This is a genomic window from Achromobacter seleniivolatilans, assembly GCF_030864005.1.
GTDB lineage: Bacteria > Pseudomonadota > Gammaproteobacteria > Burkholderiales > Burkholderiaceae_B > Achromobacter > Achromobacter seleniivolatilans.
This window is the reverse complement of the sequence record NZ_CP132976.1, coordinates 3,539,399-3,559,103: the sequence shown is the minus strand read 5'-3', so window position 1 is coordinate 3,559,103 and position 19,705 is coordinate 3,539,399. Positions and strand designations below refer to the sequence as shown.

Here is a 19,705-nt window from a genome sequence, read left to right as displayed (position 1 = left end):
TCATCTAGTCGAACGACGCGACTGAACTCGGCATGGATTTCCGCGTGAATTTTTTATGACAGCTGCGGATTCATGCGCTGCGCTTCAGCTTAGAAACACCATATCGCCCACGCGACGTACCGATGCGCCATACAACTGCTGTATCTGCGTGATGGCCTGGTCCAGGTTCTTGACCTCGTACCGGGCACTCAGCCGGTGCCGGGCCAATGCGTCGTTCATCAGCACCACACGGCCGGGCCGGTAGCGGTTGATTTCTTCAACCGCCTGGTTGAGCGGCAGGTCGTGAAAACTGACAATGCCCGAGCGCCAGTCCGAGTCCATGTCGGCCAATGCGGCCGGCGTATCCAAGCTCTCTGTGTCGTAGCCGAGTTGTTGCCCAGCAAGCAGCAATCTTGTCGCGCGCGGGTGCACCACCGCTACCTGTCCGCCGATGCAGCGCACGTGGACCCGGTCGTCGTTCAGATGGCGGACCTCGATGTCTCCCGTCGCCAATTCCATGCGCGCCGCGCCCGCCAGTACCGCGCAGGGTTGCTGGCGGTTGGCCTGGATGGCGGCTTCGCCTGACACCAGTTCAATCCTGGGCTGCGTGCCGCTGATCGACACATTGATGCTGGTCTGTGTGTTCAGCGCCAGTTTCAACTGCTGATCGCCGAACGTGACGTTGCGCTGTTCGCCCGTGACGGTGCGATAGTCGGCGCTGGCTTGGGCCCAGGACGGCCACAGACCGAAGGGCGGGCGCAACACGCCCGCTACCGCCATGCTGGCAAAGGCGCCAGCTCCGCCAGCCAGGAACCATCTTCTACTGGCGCTGACAGGAGCGCGGCGTGGGGGCGAGGCCGGGTGACGTGCCGCATAGGCTTGGGCAATCTGTCCCAGCTCGCGCCAGGCGCGCGCCGCCTGGACCCAAGCCCGTTCATGCGCAGGGCTTTGGGCGCGCCAGGCTTTGAAAGCGTCGCCATCTTGCGTGGTGGGCGCCCCGGTCGCCAAGGCGCGCGCCCAGGCATGGGCCTCGCGCTCGATAGCGGAATCAGAGAGGGGGCCGGGGGTAAGGTCGGAAGTCATGGGGGTCGTTCTTAATCGCGGCGCTGTCTGCCGTCTTGATACCTAGACGTTTCCAGACGGCCGGAACGGAACGGGAACGGGCGAAAAAAAACACTTTCTTGCAATTAACTCTCCGTACGCGCCATTGCCCGCACGCAATGCTCGTGGGCGGTTTGCAGCTCGCGTCCCACCAGACGCACCGATATGCCCCAGCGTTTGGCCAGGTCGGGGCGCGATAAGCCCTCAACCCGGGCAGCCAGCAGAATGTCGCGCTGACGCGGAGTCAGCCCGTCCAGCGCGTCGAACATCTGGGCCAGGTCAGAGCGCGACTGCGTCACCGCTTCCGGCCCTGGACTCGTGTCCGCCACGTCAAAGAATTCACTGACTTCGCTTTCACTCAGCAGCCGCACGTCTTGCCGGATGCGGTCAATGGCCACATGCACCGCCGTGTTGACCAGATAGGATTGCGGGTGGCGCACGGCGTCCAGGTCGTCTCTTACAGACAGGCGCATATAAGCATCGTGCAGCGCGTCGCCGGCCATGTCGGACGCACCGCCCAGCCGTCGCGCGACCTGGTGCTTGATGGCCTCGTACCGGTCGGAGATCAAACGGCGCAACGCTGCCAGGCCGGCGCCGCTCATGGTTTGCAGCCTCCGTAACGGCGTGCGGCTTCTGGGGTGATCAACAGGGTGGCGGGCAGGCCGAAGCCGGGCGGCGGTGCACCGATAGGCAGGCCGTCCAGCGTGCCGCGCAGGGCGGGTTCCATGTCGGGGCGGCCCGTTGCGTGGGCCTGCACGTCGGACAGCGCGTAGGCGCGGTTCAGGTTCACCCGTAACGCGATGCGGTATTCGCCCAAGTGCAAGTCCGGCTGCGCACAGAGCGCGGCCAGCACTTTGGACTGAAGGCGGCCGTAATATTGCTGGCGGTCGGCTGAAGAAGGCGCGGCAGCCGGGGCCGGCGGGGTCAAGACCCGCGGCATCAGCATCAGCGCTTGGGGGGCGGTGTAGCGTGCTTGCAGATCCGTCCCGGCCAGCAGCCGGGCCAGCGCTTCGCGGGCTGTGTAACGTCCAGACAGCGCGGGTGCGGTTTTGCCCGAAGTCTGGCCAGAGTCATAAAGGACAGAGTCGCCCGTCAGCTGGCTGTATTGCTGCAATGCGTTGTGCAGCGGCTGGCGCGGCCAGTCGAATGCATAGACGGGGGCGGGATCAGCCGTTGCGGCAGCCGTTGGGGCCGACGAGGCAACGGCGACGCCGACGGCCAGAGTGGCAAGCATATTGCGCAAACGCCTCAGCCCGGTGCGCACATCGGCGGCGGGCAACGCAGGGCAGGGGAATCAGCGAAGCAAGGCATACGCGCAGAGAAAGTCCAACGCAGACCACCGTCAGGCAGCCAGAGACGGCCATCGTAAGGCGCGAAGATTAAACTTTTGTTGCGCAACCATGACCGTTAGACGGCGGGCCGTACACGCTGGTGTAAAGTCATCGATCGCGCTTATTTTTCCTAAAGGACACGATGGTGCCTGAATCTCAAGAAACGTCGATCCTGCTTTTTTCCTACGGGACCCTGCAAGACAAGGCCGTGCAGCTCGCCAATTTCGGCCGCGAACTCACTGGCCGGCCTGACGCCATGACGGGTTATGTGCAGAACTGGGTAGACATCACCGACCCCGAGGTCCTCAAGACCAGCGGCAAGGCCCAGCATCCCATCGTGTACGCCAGCTACGACCCCAAAGACGAAGTACTTGGCACCGTATTCGAGGTCAGCCAGAACGAACTGCACGCGGCGGACGCCTATGAAGTGGCTGACTACAAGCGGGTGTCGGTGCTGCTCAAGTCCGGCGTTCATGCCTGGGTGTATATCAAGGCGTAAAGCACGCTTTGCACAGCAACGCCCGTTGCGATTTAGCAGCACTTGGGCGGTGCTTCAAGAAAATGATGCAATAAGAATCATTAACATCTAATATCTCGCCCTGAACACGCGCCAGGTTGCCGTAACCGCGCGACGGTACTGCACTTAGGGGCATCATGGGGGAGCGGTTCTTCGGCGTAATCGCCGAGGCGTACAAATCCTGGAACACGGAGCTGGTGGGGTTTCTCAACCGGCAGCTAAAGCGTTCGCCAGACACCGCTCGGGATCTGGCGCAGGAGACCTTCGCCAAATGGCTGGCGGCCAGCAACAGCGCCAATCCGCCAGAGAAGCCCCGCGCCTATCTGTACGAAATCGCGCGTAATCTGCTGCGCGACCATTGGCGCCGCGAGAATGTGCGTGGTGAACATGTGGTGGCCAGCCTGGACGACCAGGGGTTCGAGCCGCCGGCCGGGAGCCTGACGGCGCACGCCGGGCTTCAACCTGAAGCGCGTGCCGATGTGAATCAACGCCTGCAACTGCTGCAAGCTGCCATCGATGAGATGCCGCCGCGCCAGCGCGAAGCCTTTTTGCTTTATCGGTATGATGAGCTGCGTTGCGAAGAGATCGCCGCCCGCATGGGTATTTCAGTGCGCGCGGTGGAAAAGCATCTGCAACTGGCTCTGGCGCACTGTAAACGCCGGGTCCACGGCGAAGCGTCATGACTCAATCCCACCCTTTATCCGCTGTTGAAGAGGCCGCGGCTGCATGGTTCATGCGGCGCCGTGCGCGCGCGTCCGATGCAGACGCTGAAAATGCGTTTCAGACCTGGCTTGCGCAGTCCCCACTGCATAAGCAGGAATATGAGCGTCTGGCCGGGGTGTGGGACGACATGGCGGCGTTGCCGCGTCCGGCGATGCGTGCCGACGCTGTGCGGCAACGCTCTGCAAGCCGCGCCCGGCGTCCGGTCTTTCTGAAATGGGGGGGCGTATTTGCCGCGCTATTGCTGACGTTGGCTGCGGCCTATCAATATCTGCCAGTCAGCTATGAATCCGTGGCCAATGCGTACACGCAAACGCGCAATCTGGATCTGCCGGATGGCACTCGCATTCATGCCAATGTGGGCACGCGCGTCAGCGTGCGCTACACCTTGGCGGAACGCCACATCAGCATCGACGGGGGCGAGGTCTACATCGATGCCGCCCCGGACCGCCGGCCGCTGATCGTCAGCGCCGGTGAAGCGCAACTGCGCGACATCGGCACCCAATTCAACGTTCTGTTGCTGCCGGACACGCTGCAAGTGGGTGTGCGCAGCGGCCAGGTGCTGCTGGACGCGGGCGGGGCGGACACGTCGGCCAGGCAGACGCTACAGGCCGGCGATACCGTGTTGATGACGCGTGCGGACGGCCGGATATCGCGGCGCTTGAAGGTGCCGGTGACCGAAGTCGGCGCGTGGCAGGAGGGCGTGGTTGTGGTCCATGACGTCACCTTGCAGCAGTTGGCCGGGTATCTGGGGCTGTACCGCGACGCCCCATTGCGCTTTGCCGATGCCCGCGCGCGCAATCTGCGGCTGTCGGGCACGCTGGATCTGCGGCAACCGGATGTCTTCCTGGAAATGCTGCCTAGCCTGTTGCCGGTGGCCTTGACGCGTCAACCTGACGGGGCGGCGGTACTGTCCAGCCGCTAGGGTCCAACCACTGCGTGCCTGCGATTCCGTAGTGCGAATAATTATTTTTCCGGACACGTTCGGGTTCTGGCCGCTCGCGCGTCTTCCCCTGTGAAAGATCCGTTTTCTTTACTGGGGAAAGTCCATGGCGTCATGCCATTCTCACCGCCGGCTGACTGCCGGCCGTTATGTGTTTCTGTGCGCGCTGTCGGTCCCGCTTCTGGGGGCGGGTGTTATCGCGCCGCGTGCGGTTCATGCGCAAAGCGCAGCCGTGATTGCCATCGAGCTGCCTGCCGCGAGTCTGGCGGATTCGCTGACGGCTTTGGGCCGCCAGGCGCAAGTGCAGATTCTGTTCAGTCCGGGGTCTGTGGCCGGTTTGAATGCCCCCGCCGTGTCGGGGCGCCTGACGCCGCAAGCAGCGTTGAGCCGGCTGCTGGCCCAAAGCGGGCTGGTGGCAGTGCCTAGCGGCTCTGGTTTCGTTGTGCGCTCCCCGGCGGCCCAGTCCGCCACGGATGCGGCTACGTTGGCGCCGGTGACGGTCACCGGCCGCGATCTGGCCACCACTGAAGGCACCGGGTCATACGCGCCAGCAGCCGTCACCATCGGCAAGAACGCGCAAAGCGTGCGCGAGATCCCGCAGTCCATTTCTGTGGTGACGCGCCAACTGCTGGACGATCAGAATCTGGTGAACCTGGACGACGCCATGCGCACGGTGACGGGCGTTACCGTCGAAGCCGGCAGCATAGGCGGCAACCATGGCAACTTCTATTCGCGCGGCTATGCGCTGGACACGATTCAAGTAGATGGCGTCAATACGCCTGCCAGCACGGGCAACGATCTGTCCGCGGGATTTGGCCTGGCCATTTACGACCGCATCGAAGTGCTGCGCGGCCCATCCGGGCTGTATCAGGGCGCGGGCGACCCGGGCGGCACGGTGAACCTGGTGCGCAAGCGGGCGCAAAAGGAGTTTGCGTTCAGCGGGCAGGCAATGGTCGGGTCTTGGGACCGCTATTACACCGAAGCCGATATCACCGGTCCGCTCGACAAAGATGGCCGGTTGCGCGGGCGTCTGGTCGCGTCCTACGACGATCGCCGCTCGTTCGTGGATGGCGTCTATACCAAGAAACCGTTGTTCTACGGCACCCTGGGATTCGACTTGACGCCGGACACCACGCTGACCGCCGGGGCCACCTATCAGCAATACAAAGGCCGTCCGTTCTTTGGCCTGCCCGGTTATACCGACGGGAAATTACTGGACGTGCGCCGGTCCACCAATCTGGACCCCAGCTGGAACCACATTACCGAAGAAGTCACGGAGTACTTTGCCGACGTCGAGCACCGGCTGTCCAATGGCGGCCGCATCAAAGTCAGCGGCATCTACCGCGAACAAGACGAGCCCAGCCGCGAATTCGGCTGGTCGGATTGCGCGGTGGACCCGGTCACGGGCGATACCTGCCTGGTCAGCTGGAAGTACCGCAGTCATTGGAAAACCTACGGCCTGGACGCCTTTGTCGCCACGCCGTTCGAGGCCTTTGGCCGCAAGCATGAGCTGACCGTCGGCGCCGACTACCGCAACGTGCACAAGAACTTTCAGTACGGGGGCGGCGACAACGCCAACATCAATCTCTACCACCCGGATAACAACGTTCCGAAACCCGACTACGAATACACCAACGGCAACGATGGCAAGACCCAGCAATACGGCTTGTATGCGCGCGCCAACCTGCGTGTGACGGATGCGGCGACCTTTATCGCTGGCAGCCGCCTGACGTGGTGGGACAACAAGACCGCGAACCGGAACGCCTACTTCAATCAGTTCACTAACACCAAGACCAGTATCAACGGCAAATTCACGCCGTACCTGGGTTTGGTGGTGGACCTGAATGAACAACTGTCGGCTTATGCCAGCTACACCAGCATCTTCTCGCCGCAGACCACGACCGACGTAAATGGCCAGCCGCTGGATGCGCGCACGGGCAAGCAGGTCGAGATCGGGCTGAAGGGCGAATTCATGGACAAGCGCCTGATCGGCCACGCGGCCTTGTTCCGCATGGAAGACGAAAACCGCGCGATGACCGACCCGGACAATCCGCTGTTTTCGATGGCGGCAGGCAAGATGCGCAGCCAGGGTTTTGAAGCGGAAGTCAGCGGCAGCCCGGCACCGGGCTGGGACATCACCGCAGGTTATGCCTACACCACGACAAAAACGCTGAAAGGCACCGAAGATCAGAAGTCGCAGCAGTACGTCTTCATCACGCCGCGCCATACCTTCAATCTGTGGACCAAGTATTCGTTTGCCACGGGCGCGCTGGAAGGGCTTTCGTTGGGTGCAGGCGTGCGCAGCGTCAGCAGCATGTACCGGCTGAATGGTCCGGTGAAGTTCGAACAGCGCCCCTACACCACCGTGTCTGCGCAAGCCGGTTACCGCTTTAACAAGCACGTGGAAACCACGCTGACCGTGAACAACCTGTTCGACAAGGTGTACTACCAGCGCGTGTGGGCGGCCTATGGCTCGAACTACTACGGCGAGCCGCGCAGCGTGATGCTGAACGTGCGCTACACCATGTGAAGCGCCGGGCGCATCAAGGCTTGAGCCCGATGCGGCGCGCCAGCTTGTGGAGGTTGCTTGCATCCACATCCAAAGCGCGCGCGGCATGGGCCCAGTTGCCTTGATGGGTGTCCAGCGCCCGGCGTATGGCTTGGCGCTGGCAGGCATCTACGGCGTCGCGCAACGACTGCGGGGGAGGGGCCTCGTCTGTATCCGGCGCCGGATCATCCAAGGCGGCTTGCGGCAAATCGCGGTCTGACAAGTCCAGCAGGTTCACACCGAGCGTGACGATGTCGTTGCGATTGGCGCCGTGGCTCACTGCCTTGATGGCGGCGCGGCTGATGACGTGTTCCAGCTCGCGCACATTGCCGGGCCACGAGTAGCGCCGCAGCATTTCTTCGGCATCCGCCGACAGGCGCAGACTGCGCAAGCCCAGCCGAGCCCGGTTCAGCTCCAGGTAGCGGCCAGCCAGCAGCAGGATGTCGTTGCCGCGTTCGCGCAGCGGCGGAATTGGAATCGGATAGACCGACAGCCGGTGGTAAAGATCGGCCCGGAAGTCGCCCGCGCGCACCAGGTCGCGCAGACTGCGGTTGGTGGCGGCCAGGATGCGCACGTCTACCGTGCGCGGCCGGTCATCGCCCAGACGCTGGATCTCGCCATTTTGCAAGGTGCGCAACAGCTTGGCCTGCACCAGCAGCGGCAGTTCGCCCACTTCATCCAGAAACAGGGTGCCGCCATTGGCGGCTTCAAAGCGACCGGGGCGGTCGGTGATGGCGCCGGAAAACGCACCTTTGGCGTGACCGAATAATTCGCTTTCGGCCAGGGATTCTGGCAGCGCGGCGCAGTTCACATGTACCAGTGGCTGATTGCGGCGGCGTGATTGGCGATGCACGCGATGCGCGAACAATTCTTTGCCAACGCCAGTTTCGCCGAGCAGCAAGATAGGCAATTCTGAATCGGCCACGACTTCAATCTCGTGCAGCAGGCGGCCGATGGATTCGCTTTGACCCAGGATTTCGTTGTTATCGGGCACCGCGCTATCGGCCGGTGCCTGCCCCCTGGCCACGCGCAGCGCGCGTATCTCGGATTCCAGCCGCGTCGTCCGCACTGCCGCCTCGACCAGCACGATGACGTCGCGCAGGTCGGATTGGGCCTGCATGTCAAAGGTGCCGACTTCCAGCGCATCCAGCGTCAGCACGCCCCAGATATTGCCTTCCACATGCAGACTGGTGCCCATGCAGTCATGCACGGGCAGCGGTTCGCCCGCCATGCCGTTGATCAGCCCGTCGTAGGGATCGGGCAGGTTGCTGTCATGGTGAAAGCAGGTAACGCCGCGGCGGCCCAGGATAGCGGCCAGACGGGGATGCTGCTGTACGGCGAAGCGGCGTCCCAACGCGTCCTGCGTCAGCCCGTCGACCGCGACCGGACGCAGGTGATCCCCTTCCAGTTGAAGCAGCGCGACCGCGCCGCAGCGAAAGTGCGCGCACAGGCTGGAGACCAGCCGTTGCAGGCGGATAGCGGGGGGCAGGTCTGCCACCAAGTCGGCAAGCAAGAGGTTTTGCATGAGGTGGATTTTACCTTTCGAAGGTCATTTAAACCCTCGATTCGATGGGTGATATCTACCCTTTATTTTTCAAGTTATTGATATTGCGCAAGTTTTTTCTGGCACGGTTTTCGCTTTTATTCCTGCACCAACCGTCCTGATCAATGGAGAGACGCAATGAGCATGATTCAGCAATCTCTGGGCCAACTGGCCCGCAGCATTCCTGGCGCGACCCAGGTATTTCATGAGTTCGACCTGGATTTCTGCTGTGGCGGCAAGAAGAGCTTGGGCGAAGCGGCGGCACAGCGTTCGCTGGACGCCGGGCAGATCGAAGCGCGTTTGATCGCGCTGGCGCAACACGCGCCGCAGGAAATCGATTGGGGCCAGGCATCACCCGCGGAATTGATCGACCACATTCTGGCGCGTTATCACGAGGTGCATCGCCAGCAACTGCCTGAACTGATCCGGCTGGCGTTAAAGGTTGAGCAGGTGCACGCGGACAGTCCGGATTGCCCGACGGGCGTGGCCGATCATCTGCGCACGATGCAGCAGGAGCTGGAAAGCCATATGCAAAAGGAAGAGCAGGTGCTGTTCCCGATATTGGCGCGGGGGCACGGCGCCATGGCGGCCATGCCGATCACGGTAATGCGCATGGAGCACGACGACCACGGCGTGGCGCTTGAGCGCCTGCTGGCACTGACCAACGATCTCACCCTGCCGCGCGCCGCCTGCAATACGTGGCGCGCGCTATATCTGGGCATCCGCACGTTCAAGGAAGACCTGATGGCGCACATCCATCTGGAGAACAATATTCTGTTCGAAGACGCTGCGGCCGCGGCGGTTCATCCGCGGAACTAAGGGGTGTGACGCCGGCGGGGCTGCTGGCCCCGCCGGGTTTGTTGCCTAGCGCTCTTGCGGCGGGATAGCGCCAAGCGTCCGGCAAAACGCCTCATGCGCCGTCAGGTCCACGGGCCGATGTTTGCGTTCGGCGCTGGCAGGGTAGTTGCCCAGATAGTTGCCGCTCTTGCGGTCGCTGGCTGGCCGGATAGGGCGCGGAGCGAAGCCGCCGCCGCAATTCGGGCAGACATTGCCCAGCAGCGTATCCACGCAGTCCGCGCAAAAGGTGCACTCAAAGCTGCATATCCGGGCGTTGCCCGCAGCCGGAGGAAGGGCGGTGTCGCAATGTTCGCAAGTGGGGCGTAGCGCAAGCATGAATTCTCCTGAAGGCGGGGGCGATTTATCGCCAGCGTAGGCGGCCAAGCGGGTGTCATGCTACGCCCGATACGGACACAAAAGGAATGAAAACGGCCAATCTGGATTCATGAATCCGCGGGCTGCCGCCTGTACACTCGGATCACCTTATTTGGCGCAGGGGATTCTTGATGGCCGGAAGCAGCTTCTTCGCATTGTTCGACGATATCGCGACCATCCTGGATGACGTGTCCGTCATGACCAAGGTTGCCGCCAAGAAGACCGCCGGCGTGCTGGGCGACGATCTTGCGCTGAACGCGCAGCAGGTCTCGGGCGTGCCCGTCAATCGCGAACTGCCTGTGGTGTGGGCGGTGGCGAAAGGCTCGTTCATCAACAAGCTGATCCTCGTGCCTGCGGCCTTGCTGATCAGCGCATTCGCGCCATGGGCCGTGACACCGCTGCTGATGCTGGGCGGTGCGTTCCTGTGCTACGAAGGCGTGGAAAAACTGGCCCACAAGTTCCTGCCGCACGGCGACTCGGACGCAGGCAATCACGCCGCGCGCGCCGAAGCCCTGCAAGATCCCTCAATAGACATGGTGGCGTTCGAGCGCGACAAAATCAAAGGCGCGATCCGGACGGACTTCATCTTGTCGGCGGAAATCATCGTCATCAGTCTCGGGGCGGTGGCAGGCGCTGATTTCACGCGGCAGGTCAGCGTGTTGTCGATCATCGCCATCGCCATGACGGTTGGCGTCTATGGCCTGGTGGCGGGCATCGTCAAGCTGGATGATCTGGGTCTGTATCTGAGCCAGAAGCGCACGCAGGCGGTGGCTTGGCTGGGTAAACGGATCGTCGGGGCTGCACCCTATCTGATGAAGACGCTGTCGGTCGTGGGCACCGCCGCCATGTTCATGGTGGGCGGCGCCATCCTGACTCACGGCATTGCGCCGGTGTATGCCGCGATTGAACACGCCGCTGCCGCTGTGGGCGGCGGCGGCGTGGTCCAGGCGCTGGTGTCGACCTTGCTGAACGCCCTGTTCGGCATCGTTGCGGGCGCCGTGGTGCTGGGCGTGGTCAGCGGGGTCAAGCGCCTGTTCAAGAAAAGCTGAGGCAGCCGCTTGCTAGAAGCGGTATTTCATCGTCAGCATGGCGTTGCGCGGGTCGCCATAGAAGCCGCCAAAACCCGTTGAGTAGTACTTCTTGTCCAGCAGGTTGTTGACGTTCAGCGTGGCGGACAGGTTGCGGTTGATGTCGTAGCGCGCCATCAATCCGACCAGCGCGTAGGCGTCCTGCTTGAAGGTCTCGTTGTTGGGACCGTAGTCGGCCTGCTTGATCTTGCTCTGCCAGGTGACGCCGCCGCCCACCGTCAGCGGGTGCCAGGCGCCGGGCAGGCGATAGGTGGTCCAGAGCCGGAACAGGCTGTTGGGTTGCCAGGTGTCAACGCTGCGCCCGTCGCCGTCTTTCAACTGCCGGTAGCTGTAGCCGGCAATCATCTGCCAGCCAGGCTGCAACTCACCGGAAATTTCCATTTCAAAGCCGCGCGACGTTACGCCCTGCACGGTGCGGTAGGCGTATGAACCGCCGCCGCCGCCCGCGACCCAGATGTTGTCCGGGTCCATTTCGGCCAGATTGTCCTGCTTCAGTTCAAAGACTGCCGCGCTAGCGTTCAGCGCGCCATTGAAGAACTCGCCCTTGACGCCCAGCTCGTAGTTGTCGCCTTCCAGCGGCGGCAGGAAGCCGTTGTTGCGGTCGCGGTACGCCTGTGGCTTGAAGATGCTGGTGTAGCTGGCGTAGACGGACCAGTTGTCGTTCAGATCGTAGACCACGCCGGCGAACGGGGTGACCTTGCCTTTTTCGCGCAAGCGGTCGCTGATGTTGGTGCCGTCGAAATACTGGCTGTCGATGTCTCGTTTCCAGTCGGTGTAGCGGCCGCCCAGGATGACGGAAAACCGGTCCGTGGGCCGCAGGCGGGCAGTGGCGTAGATGCCCAGTTCTTCTTCGCGGGTCTTGGTGTTGCCGGTCTGCGTGCCGGCATATTGCGGCTTGGGCGAATGGCCGTTCCAGTTGAAGATGTCGGGGATCGACGCATCAAACCCCGGCAGCCGCCAGCTGGGATAGGTGGCGCCGCCTTCCTCAAAGCGAGACGCGCTGACGCCGAAGACCAGCTCGTGCTTGCGGCCAAACAGTTTGAACGGCCCGGTGGCGTACAAGTCCACCGCTGTCTGCTTGGGCCTGCCATGCCAGTTAGCCAGCCACAGGCCAGCGCCCGCGCCGGTGTCACGGTCGGGGTAGCCGTTCTGCGCATACCCTTGCAAGGCGTCGTAGTCGTTTTGCGTGTAGTTGACGACGGCCTTCGCCATCCACTCATTGGCAAAAGTGTGTTCCAGGCTGCCGAAGACGGCGGTCTGCTTGCGGTTGTAGTAGCTCCAATCCGCTGCGCCATTCATGCGGCGTGAAAAGTTCGTGACGCTGCCGTCGCTGAAGAACGTGGGGAAACCGCGGCTGGCGTTGTCAGTGCGATCGTCCTGGTAGGCGATGCCTGCCGTCAGCAGCGTGGAATCGGTCAGGTCTGCCTCCAGCACGCCGTAGAACAGGTCTTTTTGCTGTTTGACGCGGCTGATGTACGAGCCATAGTCCTGATGCGCCGCCACGATGCGCCCGCGGATGCGGCCGTTGTCGACCAGTGATCCGGACAGGTCCGCTTCTGCGCGATAGCGGTCCCACGAGCCCGCGCTGGCTGACACGGAACCCGAAAAATCGCGCGTAGGGCGCTTGCGCACCAGGTTGACCGCAGCGGCCGGGCTGCCCGTGCCGCTGACCAGACCGGTCGCGCCGCGCACCACTTCCACGCGGTCATAAATCGCCGTGTCGAACGTGATGCCTTCCAGCTGGCTCGACGTCGGGATGCCGTCGAACATATAGGTGTCGACCGTGAATCCGCGTGAATAGACCTGCGTGTATTCCTGCGTGGCGGTGCTCTTGTCGACAGAGATACCCGGTGTCTGGGCCAGCACGTCCTGTACGGTGTTCAGGCCTTGGTCGTCCATTTGCTGGCGCGTGATCACGCTGACCGATTGCGGCGTTTCGCGCAGCGACAGATTCAGTTTGGTGGCGCTGGTGGAGCCGGTATAGGAATGGGTGTCTTCCGTTTTGCCATCGCGCAGCGCGTCGCCGCTGACCTTCACTTCAGACAGCGTGGTGGCGTCGGGGGCGTTGGCCGGGCGCAGCACATACCCATCTGCGCCCGCAGGCTGACCCGCCAGGCCAGAGCCCTGCAGCAGGCGTTCCAGACCCGCGCGCGCGCCGAAGTCGCCGGACAGGCCTTGCGTGGATCGGCCTGCCACCAGCGCCGGGTCGATTGCCAGGTTGATCCCAGATTCGCCGGCGTAGCGCGACAAGGCCGGGCCCAGCGGACCCGCCGGTATTGCATAGCTGCGCACGCCTTGCGCCGCGGGTGCGGCTTGCGCCTGGACAGCGCCCGCGGCGCCAGTCAGAGCCAAAGCCAGCAAGGCGCCGTGAATGGCGCGGGGCAGACGCTGAACGTGCAACAGGGGGGACGTGCGGGGCAGGGCTGGCTTGCGGCCAGGACGGCGATGCGCCATGGGATTCTCCGTTGGGATGCGTGTTGTGGTGTTGCTGGGGTTGTTGACACGCGAACGGAGAAAAGCGGACATGCGGCAACGCACTTATTTGTAACGGCGCAGAGCGCGTTAAGGCCAGTGCTCAGACCGTGCCGGTGCGCGGCTGGACCATGACCCAATATCGGGTGCGGGTCACAACCTGCACGGGCAGGGTGGCGGGCAGCAGGGACAGCACCCGGTCAGTGTCCTGCAACTGGAAGCCGCCGGACAGGCGCAGATCCGCCACTGCTGGGTCGCAACGCACGATGCCGGGACGATAACGGGCCAATTCGTCCAGGAAATCCGCCAAGCGCATGTTGTCGGCCACCAGTACGCCGCGAGCCCATTCGCCTGTACCGCCAAGCACAGGCTGCACGGGACCGGCGCTAGCGCGGGTAAAGCGCACGCACAGGCCCGCCCCGACGCGCAAGCGCTGGCCTGGGTTGCCAGCCGGCGTGACGTCAACCGAGCCGTCCAGGACGGACACGCGGCAATCGCCGTCTGTTTGCCGCACGGTAAAGCGCGCGTCCAGCGTGCGGATGACGCCTGCGTCGGTGGACACCAGGAAGGGGCGCGCCACGGCCGGATGGGCGGTATCGCCAGCCGTGCGAACCAGGATTTCGCCAGACCGCAGGATGATACGGCGCACGGTGGCGTCAAAGGCCACATCCAGCGCGCTGGACGTGTTCATTTGCACGGTGCTGCCGTCGGCCAGGCGGATGTCGCGGCGGCCGCCCGTCGCTGTGCGGTATTCGGCGGCCCAGGCAGCGATGGGCGCCATCCGCCACGCGGTCCAGGCGGCTGGCAGGCCCACGGCCAAGCCGCCGATGGCGGCCAGCGCCTTGCGCCGGGGCATTTTGCGGTTCAGGGTGGAGTGTGCAAGACCGGGCGGCAAGGCGCCAAGCTCTGTGCCAAATTGCGTGTTGAACTGCTGCGCACGCTGCCAGGCGCGTTCGTTGTCCGGGTGCAGGGCTCGCCACTGTTCCCACTGCCGAAAGGCTTCGGGCGCAGGTTCGGCCGCCGCATGCAGCCGCATCAGCCATTGCGCCGCCTCGCGCAGCGTGGAGCGGTCCAGCGGGGCTTCCTGAGCGCGAGCCATCACGCTGCCAACAACAGGCATTGTTCAAACGCCTGCGCCATATAGCGTCGCACGGTGCGGTCTGTAATGCCCATGGCTTCCGCAATTTGCCGATAGGTCAGTCCATCCAGTTGAGCCATCAGGAAGGCTGTGCGCGCCTTCGCGGGCAACCCGTCCAGCATGGCGTCGATCTGATTCAGGGTTTCCAGGATCAGCAGCCGTTGTTCGGGAGATGGCGTGGTGGCTTCGGGCATCAGCGCCAGGGCTTCCTGCCAGGCGCGCTCCAGTGATTGGCGGCGGTGGAAGTTGCACAAGACGTGCTTGGCCACGGTGGTCAGATAGGCGCGGGGTTCCAGCAGCTTGAGTTCCAGCGCGCCAGACCTGCGGCGAGCTTCAAGAATGCGCGTGAACGTGTCCTGGGCCAGGTCGGCGGCATCGGCCGTATTGCCCAAGCGTTTGTTCAGCCAGTTTCGCAGCCATCCATGATGGCCTGCATAGAGTGTCTGGACGACATCCATGGCGGGGACCCCTTACACGCCGGGGCCTGCCCGCACGCATCTATATTGATAATGATTCCCAATTGTATATGAGCAATGCTGGCGCGAAGGTGGCGTCAGAACAACGGCCGTGCGGGTCCGCCTAGGGAATCCCCTGCCTTGTTCACTGGAAACGCATGCGCCTAAAATTGGCGCCAATTTAGGTAATTATTGTTTCGACCACCGGCATAGACCATGCGCCCGCCGATGCGGCCATGGAAACGAGGTAATCATGCAGTCCAACGCAGCACTCGCCATTTCTCCCGACGCCGCCCGCGCCCGGGCTATCTACGACCTGGGCCACAGCACCATCTTTGCGGCGCGCACGGACCCGCGTTTTTCCTATTGCATGTATGTGCCCCCGCACATCGACACGGCCAAGCATCCGATGGAACTGGTTGTGATCATGCACGGCACCGGCCGCGCGTTCGTGGAATACCGCGATGCCTTCGCCGAGTTTGCGCGGTGGAACGATTGCATCGTGCTGTGCCCGCTATTTCCCGTCAGCCCCTTGGGCGATGGCAACCGCGACGGCTTCAAGCAATTGCGTGAAGGCGACATCCGCTATGACCAAATCCTGCTGGATATGGTGGCGGAAGTCGGTGAAAAGTTCGGCCGCGACTTCAAGAAGTTCGGCCTGTTCGGTTATTCCGGCGGCGGCCAGTTCGTGAACCGCTTTGCGCTGCTGCACCCGGAAAGCCTGTGGGCCGTGTCGATCGGCGCCCCGGGTTCGGTGACGCTGCTGGACCCCAGCCAGGACTGGTGGGTGGGCGTGCGCGATGCAGAAACCCGCTTCGGCAAGGGCGTTGACGTGGATGCCTTGAAGCAGGTCGCCGTCCACATGATCGTGGGCAAGGCCGATTTGGAAACTTGGGAAATCACCCACCGCGAAGGGGGCAAGTTCTTCATGCCGGGCGCCAATGAGGCAGGGCGGAATCGCCCGGAGCGTCTGGAATCGCTGCGCCGTTCGTTCGAAGCGGCTGGTGTGAACGTGGTGCTGGACGTGGTGGATAACGTGCCGCACGACGGTCTGAAGTGCGTGGGCCAGGTGCAGGACTTCCTGGCCGACGCGTTGGTCCGCCTGCGCAATGCATAACACTGAAACCGAGAAGGGCGCACCGCTCGCACGCATCTGCGTGCGCGCCGCGCAATAGGAGAGGGCCATGCTGCGTTTCGCGCTATCCCGTATTGTCATGGCCATCCCCACGCTGCTGATTGTGGCTGTGGCGGTGTTTGTGATGATCCGGCTCATTCCGGGCGACCCCGCCCAGTTGCTGCTGGGCGATCTGGCGACGCCGGCCGCCCTGGCGGATCTGCGCGCGCGGCTGGGCCTGGACCAGACGTGGGCTGCTCAGTTCGGCATCTGGTTCGGCAACATGCTGCATGGCGATCTGGGCTCGTCCATCAACACCGGCCAGCCCGTGCTGCCACTGGTGTGGGACCGCTTCCTGATCAGCGGCCGCGTCGTGCTCGTAGCGGTGTTGTTCGCCGCGCTGGTGGCGGTGCCTGCCGGCATGATCGCGGCGTGGAAACAGAACAAGGCGCCCGATCTGTTCCTGGTGGGCACGGCGACGCTGCTGGTGTCGATCCCGACCTTCTGGCTGGGCCTGCTGCTGCTGATCTTCTTTGGCTTGAAGCTGCAATGGCTGCCCGTAGTGGGATATGTGTCCATCGGCGAAGACTGGAAGGCCGGCCTGCTGTATCTGGCCATGCCTATCCTGACGCTGTTCCTGCATGAGATCGGGGTGCTGATGCGCATGGCGCGCGCCAGCACGCTGGAAGTGCTGCGGCTGGACTACATCACTCACGCGCGCGCCAAAGGCCTGTCGGAATCGGCCGTGCTGATGCGCCACGCCTTCCGCAATGCCTTCGGCCCGACATGGACGCTGATCGGTCTGGTGCTGGGCAACCTGCTTGGCGGCATTGCCGTGGTGGAAACGGTGTTCACCATTCCCGGCCTGGGCCGTCTGCTGGTGGACTCGATCTTTGCCCGCGACTACCCGGTGATTCAGGGCTGCCTGCTGTTTGTGGGCGTGGTCTATGTGATCGTGAATCTGCTGATCGATCTGTGTTATCCCATCTTCGACCCGAGAGTGACCGCCGAATGAAAAAGCGAATTCCAGCCAACGCGCTTCTTGGCGGCATTCTTGTCGCCGTGGTGCTGATCGCGGCCATCATGGGCGCGGTCTGGACGCCGCATGATCCGCTCAAGATCAACTTTGTCTCGCGCCTCAAACCGCCAGGCGGAGCCTTCCTGCTGGGCACCGACGAGTTTGGCCGCGACGAGCTGTCGCGCCTTCTGGCCGGCGCATCCAGCAGCGTGTGGATCAGCCTGCTGACGGTGACGTTTGCCATCGTCGTCGGCACGGCCATCGGCACGCTGACGGGGTTTGTGCGGGGTTGGACCGACCGCATCATCATGGCCTTCAACAACGCGCTGCTGGCCTTTCCCGGCTTGCTGCTGGCGCTTGGCCTGCTGGCCGTGGTGGGCGCGAACAAGTACGGCATCATCCTGGCGCTGGGCCTGGCCTATACGCCATCGGTGACGCGCATTGTGCGCGGTACGGTGTTGTCGCTGCGCGAGAAGGAGTTCATCGAATCGTCCCGAGTGCTGGGCAATTCAGAGCTCTACACGATGTTCCGGCACGTGCTGCCCAACTGCGTGGCGCCCCTGACCGTGCTGGCCACCTCTATGTTCGGCTGGGTGATCCTGGCGGAAAGCGCGCTGTCCTTCCTTGGCCTTGGCGTGCCGCCGCCGGCGCCGACCTGGGGCAATATGCTGGCCGCGGCGCGCCCGTTCATGGCGCAGGCGTCCTATCTTTCCATTCTTCCCGGCCTGGCCATTGCGCTCGCGCTGCTGGGAATCAACCTGCTGGGCGATGCGGTGCGAGACCGTTTCGATCCCCGCATGAGGGGCGTGCAATGAGCGCACTGGTATCCGTATCAAACCTGTCCCTGACGGTGGGCGCTGGCGGCCGCGAGATCGTGAGCGGTGTGTCTTTCGAGGTAGCGCCGGGCGAGATGGTCGGCATCGTAGGAGAGTCCGGCAGCGGCAAGACTCAGGCCGCGCGCGCCATCATGGGCCTGACTCCGCCGCCGCTGGTGGTGGCGGGCGGCGCCATCCTGTTTGAAGGCGTGGACGTGACCCGGGCCGCCCCGCCCGTGCTGCGCAAGCTGCGCGGCGCGCGCATCGGCATGGTGTTCCAGGAACCGATGACGTCCCTGAACCCGTCCATGCCCATCGGACGCCAGCTGGACGAAGGCCTGAAGCTGCATCGCCGGGATCTGTCCACCGCCCAGCGCCGTGAACGCATCCTGGAAATGCTGCGCCGGGTGGGCATCCGTGATCCCAAGGCGGCCATGGAAGCCTGGCCGCATGAGTTTTCTGGCGGCATGCGCCAGCGCATGATGCTGGCCTCCGTCATGCTGCTGGAACCCGCGCTGCTGATTGCAGACGAACCCACCACGGCGCTGGACGCCGTGGTGCAGCGCGACGTGCTGGAATTGATGGTGGATTTGACGCGTGAACATCACACGGCCGTGTTGATGATCAGCCACGACCTGCCCATGGTGGCGCGTTACACCGAGCGTATGGTCGTGATGCAGCATGGCAAGGTACTGGAAACGGGTACCACCGCCGGCATTCTGGAGCGGCCCCAGCATCCCTACACGCGCAAGCTGTTGGACGCCATGCCGCGCCGGCTGCCGGCCCGCAAGCTGACGAACGAGGCTCCGATTGTCGAGGTCAAGAATCTGGTGGTCGACTACGCCGGCCATCAGCGTCTGTTTTCCAAGACGGGCGCCAAGCGCGCCTTGAATGGCATCGATCTGCACGTCAAACCGCGTGAAGTGGTTGCCGTGGTGGGCGGTTCGGGGTCGGGCAAGACGACATTGGGCCGGGCCATCGCGGGCTTGCTGGCGCCCACGTCCGGGCAGATCCTGTTCCGCAATCAGCCCGTGAACCGCCGCTCGGCCGCCTGGCGTGACTACCGGCTGAATTGCCAGATGGTGTTTCAGGACCCATATTCGTCACTGGACCCGCGTATGACCATCGGCGAGCTGGTAGGCGAAGGTCTGCGCATGCTGGGCGACATGCCTGCGGCCGACAAGCGGCGCCGCGTTGACGAGGTGCTGGCCGAAGTGGGCCTGGGCTCCGAATACGCCAAGCGCTATCCGCACGAGATGTCGGGCGGCCAGCGTCAACGGGTGGCGATTGCCCGGGCCATCGTGCGCCGGCCTTCGTTTGTGATTGCGGACGAACCGGTGTCCGCGCTGGATGTGACCGTGCGGGCGCAAGTGCTTGATCTGTTTGCCGACTTGCAGGAACGCCACGGGTTTTCCTGCCTGTTTATCAGCCACGACCTGGGCGTGGTGGAGCAGGTGGCCGACCGGGTGGTGGTCATGCGCGACGGCGGCATTGTTGAACAAGGATCTCGGGATGCGGTGTTTGACCAGCCGCAAGAGGACTACACGCGTAGCCTGTTGCAGGCGATTCCGGCCCTGGAATCGACCGAAACGGGCGGCGTGCGCTTGCGCTGGCGGCTGGACGGACAGGAGCCCTTGCGGGCGCGCGCATAAGCTCATGGGGTTCCCAAGGGGACCCCCGCGCTATCCGGGCAACAAGTTATGCCTAAAAT

Annotated in this window: 18 protein-coding genes; 10 read left to right on the top strand and 8 right to left on the bottom strand. The window is 63.5% G+C overall.

Annotated elements, in window-relative coordinates:
- Positions 1–84: 84 nt before the first annotated feature.
- From RAS12_RS15985 to RAS12_RS15975, 3 genes are all read right to left on the bottom strand, one after another.
- Positions 85–1,062, bottom strand: coding sequence for a FecR family protein (locus RAS12_RS15985; RefSeq protein ID WP_306937019.1), 978 nt, complete (start codon positions 1,060–1,062; stop codon positions 85–87).
- A gap of 104 nt (positions 1,063–1,166) precedes the next feature.
- Positions 1,167–1,682 carry an RNA polymerase sigma factor gene (locus RAS12_RS15980; RefSeq protein WP_306937017.1) on the bottom strand — a complete coding sequence of 172 codons (516 nt, stop codon included), beginning with the start codon at positions 1,680–1,682 and terminating at the stop codon, positions 1,167–1,169.
- Positions 1,679–2,314, bottom strand: a complete 636-nt coding sequence (locus RAS12_RS15975; protein WP_306937016.1) for an STN domain-containing protein — start codon at positions 2,312–2,314, stop codon at positions 1,679–1,681. Before RAS12_RS15975 ends, RAS12_RS15980 begins: the two co-directional genes overlap by 4 nt.
- Positions 2,315–2,553: 239 nt before the next feature.
- On the opposite strand from RAS12_RS15975, the gene RAS12_RS15970 reads away from it, so the two are divergent.
- The 4 genes from RAS12_RS15970 (at position 2,554) to RAS12_RS15955 (ending at position 7,121) form a co-directional block, all read left to right on the top strand.
- A complete protein-coding gene (locus tag RAS12_RS15970; RefSeq protein WP_306937014.1) occupies positions 2,554–2,910 on the top strand; it encodes a gamma-glutamylcyclotransferase family protein in 357 nt (118 codons plus the stop codon).
- 155 nt (positions 2,911–3,065) lie between these two features.
- Positions 3,066–3,611 carry an RNA polymerase sigma factor gene (locus tag RAS12_RS15965; protein ID WP_306937012.1) on the top strand — a complete coding sequence of 182 codons (546 nt, stop codon included), beginning with the start codon at positions 3,066–3,068 and terminating at the stop codon, positions 3,609–3,611.
- Positions 3,608–4,573, top strand: a complete 966-nt coding sequence (locus RAS12_RS15960; protein ID WP_306937010.1) for a FecR family protein — start codon at positions 3,608–3,610, stop codon at positions 4,571–4,573. Before RAS12_RS15965 ends, RAS12_RS15960 begins: the two co-directional genes overlap by 4 nt.
- A gap of 124 nt (positions 4,574–4,697) precedes the next feature.
- Positions 4,698–7,121 (top strand): TonB-dependent siderophore receptor, encoded by a 2,424-nt coding sequence (locus tag RAS12_RS15955; protein ID WP_306937008.1) that lies wholly within the window; start codon positions 4,698–4,700, stop codon positions 7,119–7,121.
- A gap of 13 nt (positions 7,122–7,134) precedes the next feature.
- Here the strand turns inward: RAS12_RS15955 and norR are convergent, their stop codons facing one another.
- Positions 7,135–8,664 carry a nitric oxide reductase transcriptional regulator NorR gene (gene norR / locus RAS12_RS15950; protein ID WP_306937006.1) on the bottom strand — a complete coding sequence of 510 codons (1,530 nt, stop codon included), beginning with the start codon at positions 8,662–8,664 and terminating at the stop codon, positions 7,135–7,137.
- A gap of 156 nt (positions 8,665–8,820) precedes the next feature.
- Between norR and ytfE the strand changes: the two genes are divergently transcribed.
- Entirely contained in the window at positions 8,821–9,501 is a 681-nt protein-coding gene (ytfE, locus tag RAS12_RS15945; RefSeq protein WP_306937004.1) for an iron-sulfur cluster repair protein YtfE, read from the top strand.
- 45 nt (positions 9,502–9,546) lie between these two features.
- Here ytfE and RAS12_RS15940 read toward each other — a convergent pair whose 3' ends face one another.
- Positions 9,547–9,855, bottom strand: a complete 309-nt coding sequence (locus RAS12_RS15940) for a DUF1272 domain-containing protein (RefSeq protein WP_306937003.1) — start codon at positions 9,853–9,855, stop codon at positions 9,547–9,549.
- Positions 9,856–10,025: 170 nt separating this feature from the next.
- Here RAS12_RS15940 and RAS12_RS15935 point away from each other — a divergent pair, with 170 nt between their 5' ends.
- Positions 10,026–10,943: a DUF808 domain-containing protein gene (locus tag RAS12_RS15935; RefSeq protein WP_306937001.1), complete on the top strand. Its 918-nt coding sequence runs from the start codon at positions 10,026–10,028 to the stop codon at positions 10,941–10,943.
- A gap of 12 nt (positions 10,944–10,955) precedes the next feature.
- Here RAS12_RS15935 and RAS12_RS15930 read toward each other — a convergent pair whose 3' ends face one another.
- From RAS12_RS15930 to RAS12_RS15920, 3 genes are all read right to left on the bottom strand, one after another.
- Entirely contained in the window at positions 10,956–13,436 is a 2,481-nt protein-coding gene (locus RAS12_RS15930; protein ID WP_306936998.1) for a TonB-dependent siderophore receptor, read from the bottom strand.
- 121 nt (positions 13,437–13,557) lie between these two features.
- Positions 13,558–14,574 carry a FecR domain-containing protein gene (locus RAS12_RS15925; RefSeq protein ID WP_306936995.1) on the bottom strand — a complete coding sequence of 339 codons (1,017 nt, stop codon included), beginning with the start codon at positions 14,572–14,574 and terminating at the stop codon, positions 13,558–13,560.
- The gene (locus RAS12_RS15920; RefSeq protein ID WP_306936994.1) at positions 14,553–15,050 is read right to left on the bottom strand and encodes a sigma-70 family RNA polymerase sigma factor; all 498 of its coding nucleotides are present in this window, start codon (positions 15,048–15,050) and stop codon (positions 14,553–14,555) included. The genes RAS12_RS15925 and RAS12_RS15920 overlap by 22 nt, the downstream gene beginning before the upstream one ends.
- A 250-nt stretch (positions 15,051–15,300) precedes the next feature.
- On the opposite strand from RAS12_RS15920, the gene RAS12_RS15915 reads away from it, so the two are divergent.
- The 4 genes from RAS12_RS15915 (at position 15,301) to RAS12_RS15900 (ending at position 19,646) form a co-directional block, all read left to right on the top strand.
- A complete protein-coding gene (locus RAS12_RS15915; protein WP_306936992.1) occupies positions 15,301–16,164 on the top strand; it encodes an alpha/beta hydrolase family protein in 864 nt (287 codons plus the stop codon).
- Between the two features lie 67 nt (positions 16,165–16,231).
- Positions 16,232–17,176 (top strand): ABC transporter permease, encoded by a 945-nt coding sequence (locus RAS12_RS15910; protein ID WP_306936990.1) that lies wholly within the window; start codon positions 16,232–16,234, stop codon positions 17,174–17,176.
- A complete protein-coding gene (locus RAS12_RS15905) occupies positions 17,173–17,994 on the top strand; it encodes an ABC transporter permease (protein ID WP_306936989.1) in 822 nt (273 codons plus the stop codon). The genes RAS12_RS15910 and RAS12_RS15905 overlap by 4 nt, the downstream gene beginning before the upstream one ends.
- The gene (locus RAS12_RS15900) at positions 17,991–19,646 is read left to right on the top strand and encodes an ABC transporter ATP-binding protein (protein WP_306936987.1); all 1,656 of its coding nucleotides are present in this window, start codon (positions 17,991–17,993) and stop codon (positions 19,644–19,646) included. The genes RAS12_RS15905 and RAS12_RS15900 overlap by 4 nt, the downstream gene beginning before the upstream one ends.
- Positions 19,647–19,705: the final 59 nt, after the last annotated feature.

Bases quoted from the DNA above. Each gene is read 5' to 3' on its own strand.
- RAS12_RS15985 (WP_306937019.1), bottom strand. From the start codon at position 1,062: ATGACTTCCGACCTTACCCCCGGCCCCCTCTCTGATTCCGCTATCGAG.
- RAS12_RS15980 (WP_306937017.1), bottom strand. From the start codon at position 1,682: ATGAGCGGCGCCGGCCTGGCAGCGTTGCGCCGTTTGATCTCCGACCGG.
- RAS12_RS15975 (WP_306937016.1), bottom strand. From the start codon at position 2,314: ATGCTTGCCACTCTGGCCGTCGGCGTCGCCGTTGCCTCGTCGGCCCCA.
- RAS12_RS15970 (WP_306937014.1), top strand. From the start codon at position 2,554: ATGGTGCCTGAATCTCAAGAAACGTCGATCCTGCTTTTTTCCTACGGG.
- RAS12_RS15965 (WP_306937012.1), top strand. From the start codon at position 3,066: ATGGGGGAGCGGTTCTTCGGCGTAATCGCCGAGGCGTACAAATCCTGG.
- RAS12_RS15960 (WP_306937010.1), top strand. From the start codon at position 3,608: ATGACTCAATCCCACCCTTTATCCGCTGTTGAAGAGGCCGCGGCTGCA.
- RAS12_RS15955 (WP_306937008.1), top strand. From the start codon at position 4,698: ATGGCGTCATGCCATTCTCACCGCCGGCTGACTGCCGGCCGTTATGTG.
- norR (WP_306937006.1), bottom strand. From the start codon at position 8,664: ATGCAAAACCTCTTGCTTGCCGACTTGGTGGCAGACCTGCCCCCCGCT.
- ytfE (WP_306937004.1), top strand. From the start codon at position 8,821: ATGAGCATGATTCAGCAATCTCTGGGCCAACTGGCCCGCAGCATTCCT.
- RAS12_RS15940 (WP_306937003.1), bottom strand. From the start codon at position 9,855: ATGCTTGCGCTACGCCCCACTTGCGAACATTGCGACACCGCCCTTCCT.
- RAS12_RS15935 (WP_306937001.1), top strand. From the start codon at position 10,026: ATGGCCGGAAGCAGCTTCTTCGCATTGTTCGACGATATCGCGACCATC.
- RAS12_RS15930 (WP_306936998.1), bottom strand. From the start codon at position 13,436: ATGGCGCATCGCCGTCCTGGCCGCAAGCCAGCCCTGCCCCGCACGTCC.
- RAS12_RS15925 (WP_306936995.1), bottom strand. From the start codon at position 14,574: ATGCCTGTTGTTGGCAGCGTGATGGCTCGCGCTCAGGAAGCCCCGCTG.
- RAS12_RS15920 (WP_306936994.1), bottom strand. From the start codon at position 15,050: ATGGATGTCGTCCAGACACTCTATGCAGGCCATCATGGATGGCTGCGA.
- RAS12_RS15915 (WP_306936992.1), top strand. From the start codon at position 15,301: ATGCAGTCCAACGCAGCACTCGCCATTTCTCCCGACGCCGCCCGCGCC.
- RAS12_RS15910 (WP_306936990.1), top strand. From the start codon at position 16,232: ATGCTGCGTTTCGCGCTATCCCGTATTGTCATGGCCATCCCCACGCTG.
- RAS12_RS15905 (WP_306936989.1), top strand. From the start codon at position 17,173: ATGAAAAAGCGAATTCCAGCCAACGCGCTTCTTGGCGGCATTCTTGTC.
- RAS12_RS15900 (WP_306936987.1), top strand. From the start codon at position 17,991: ATGAGCGCACTGGTATCCGTATCAAACCTGTCCCTGACGGTGGGCGCT.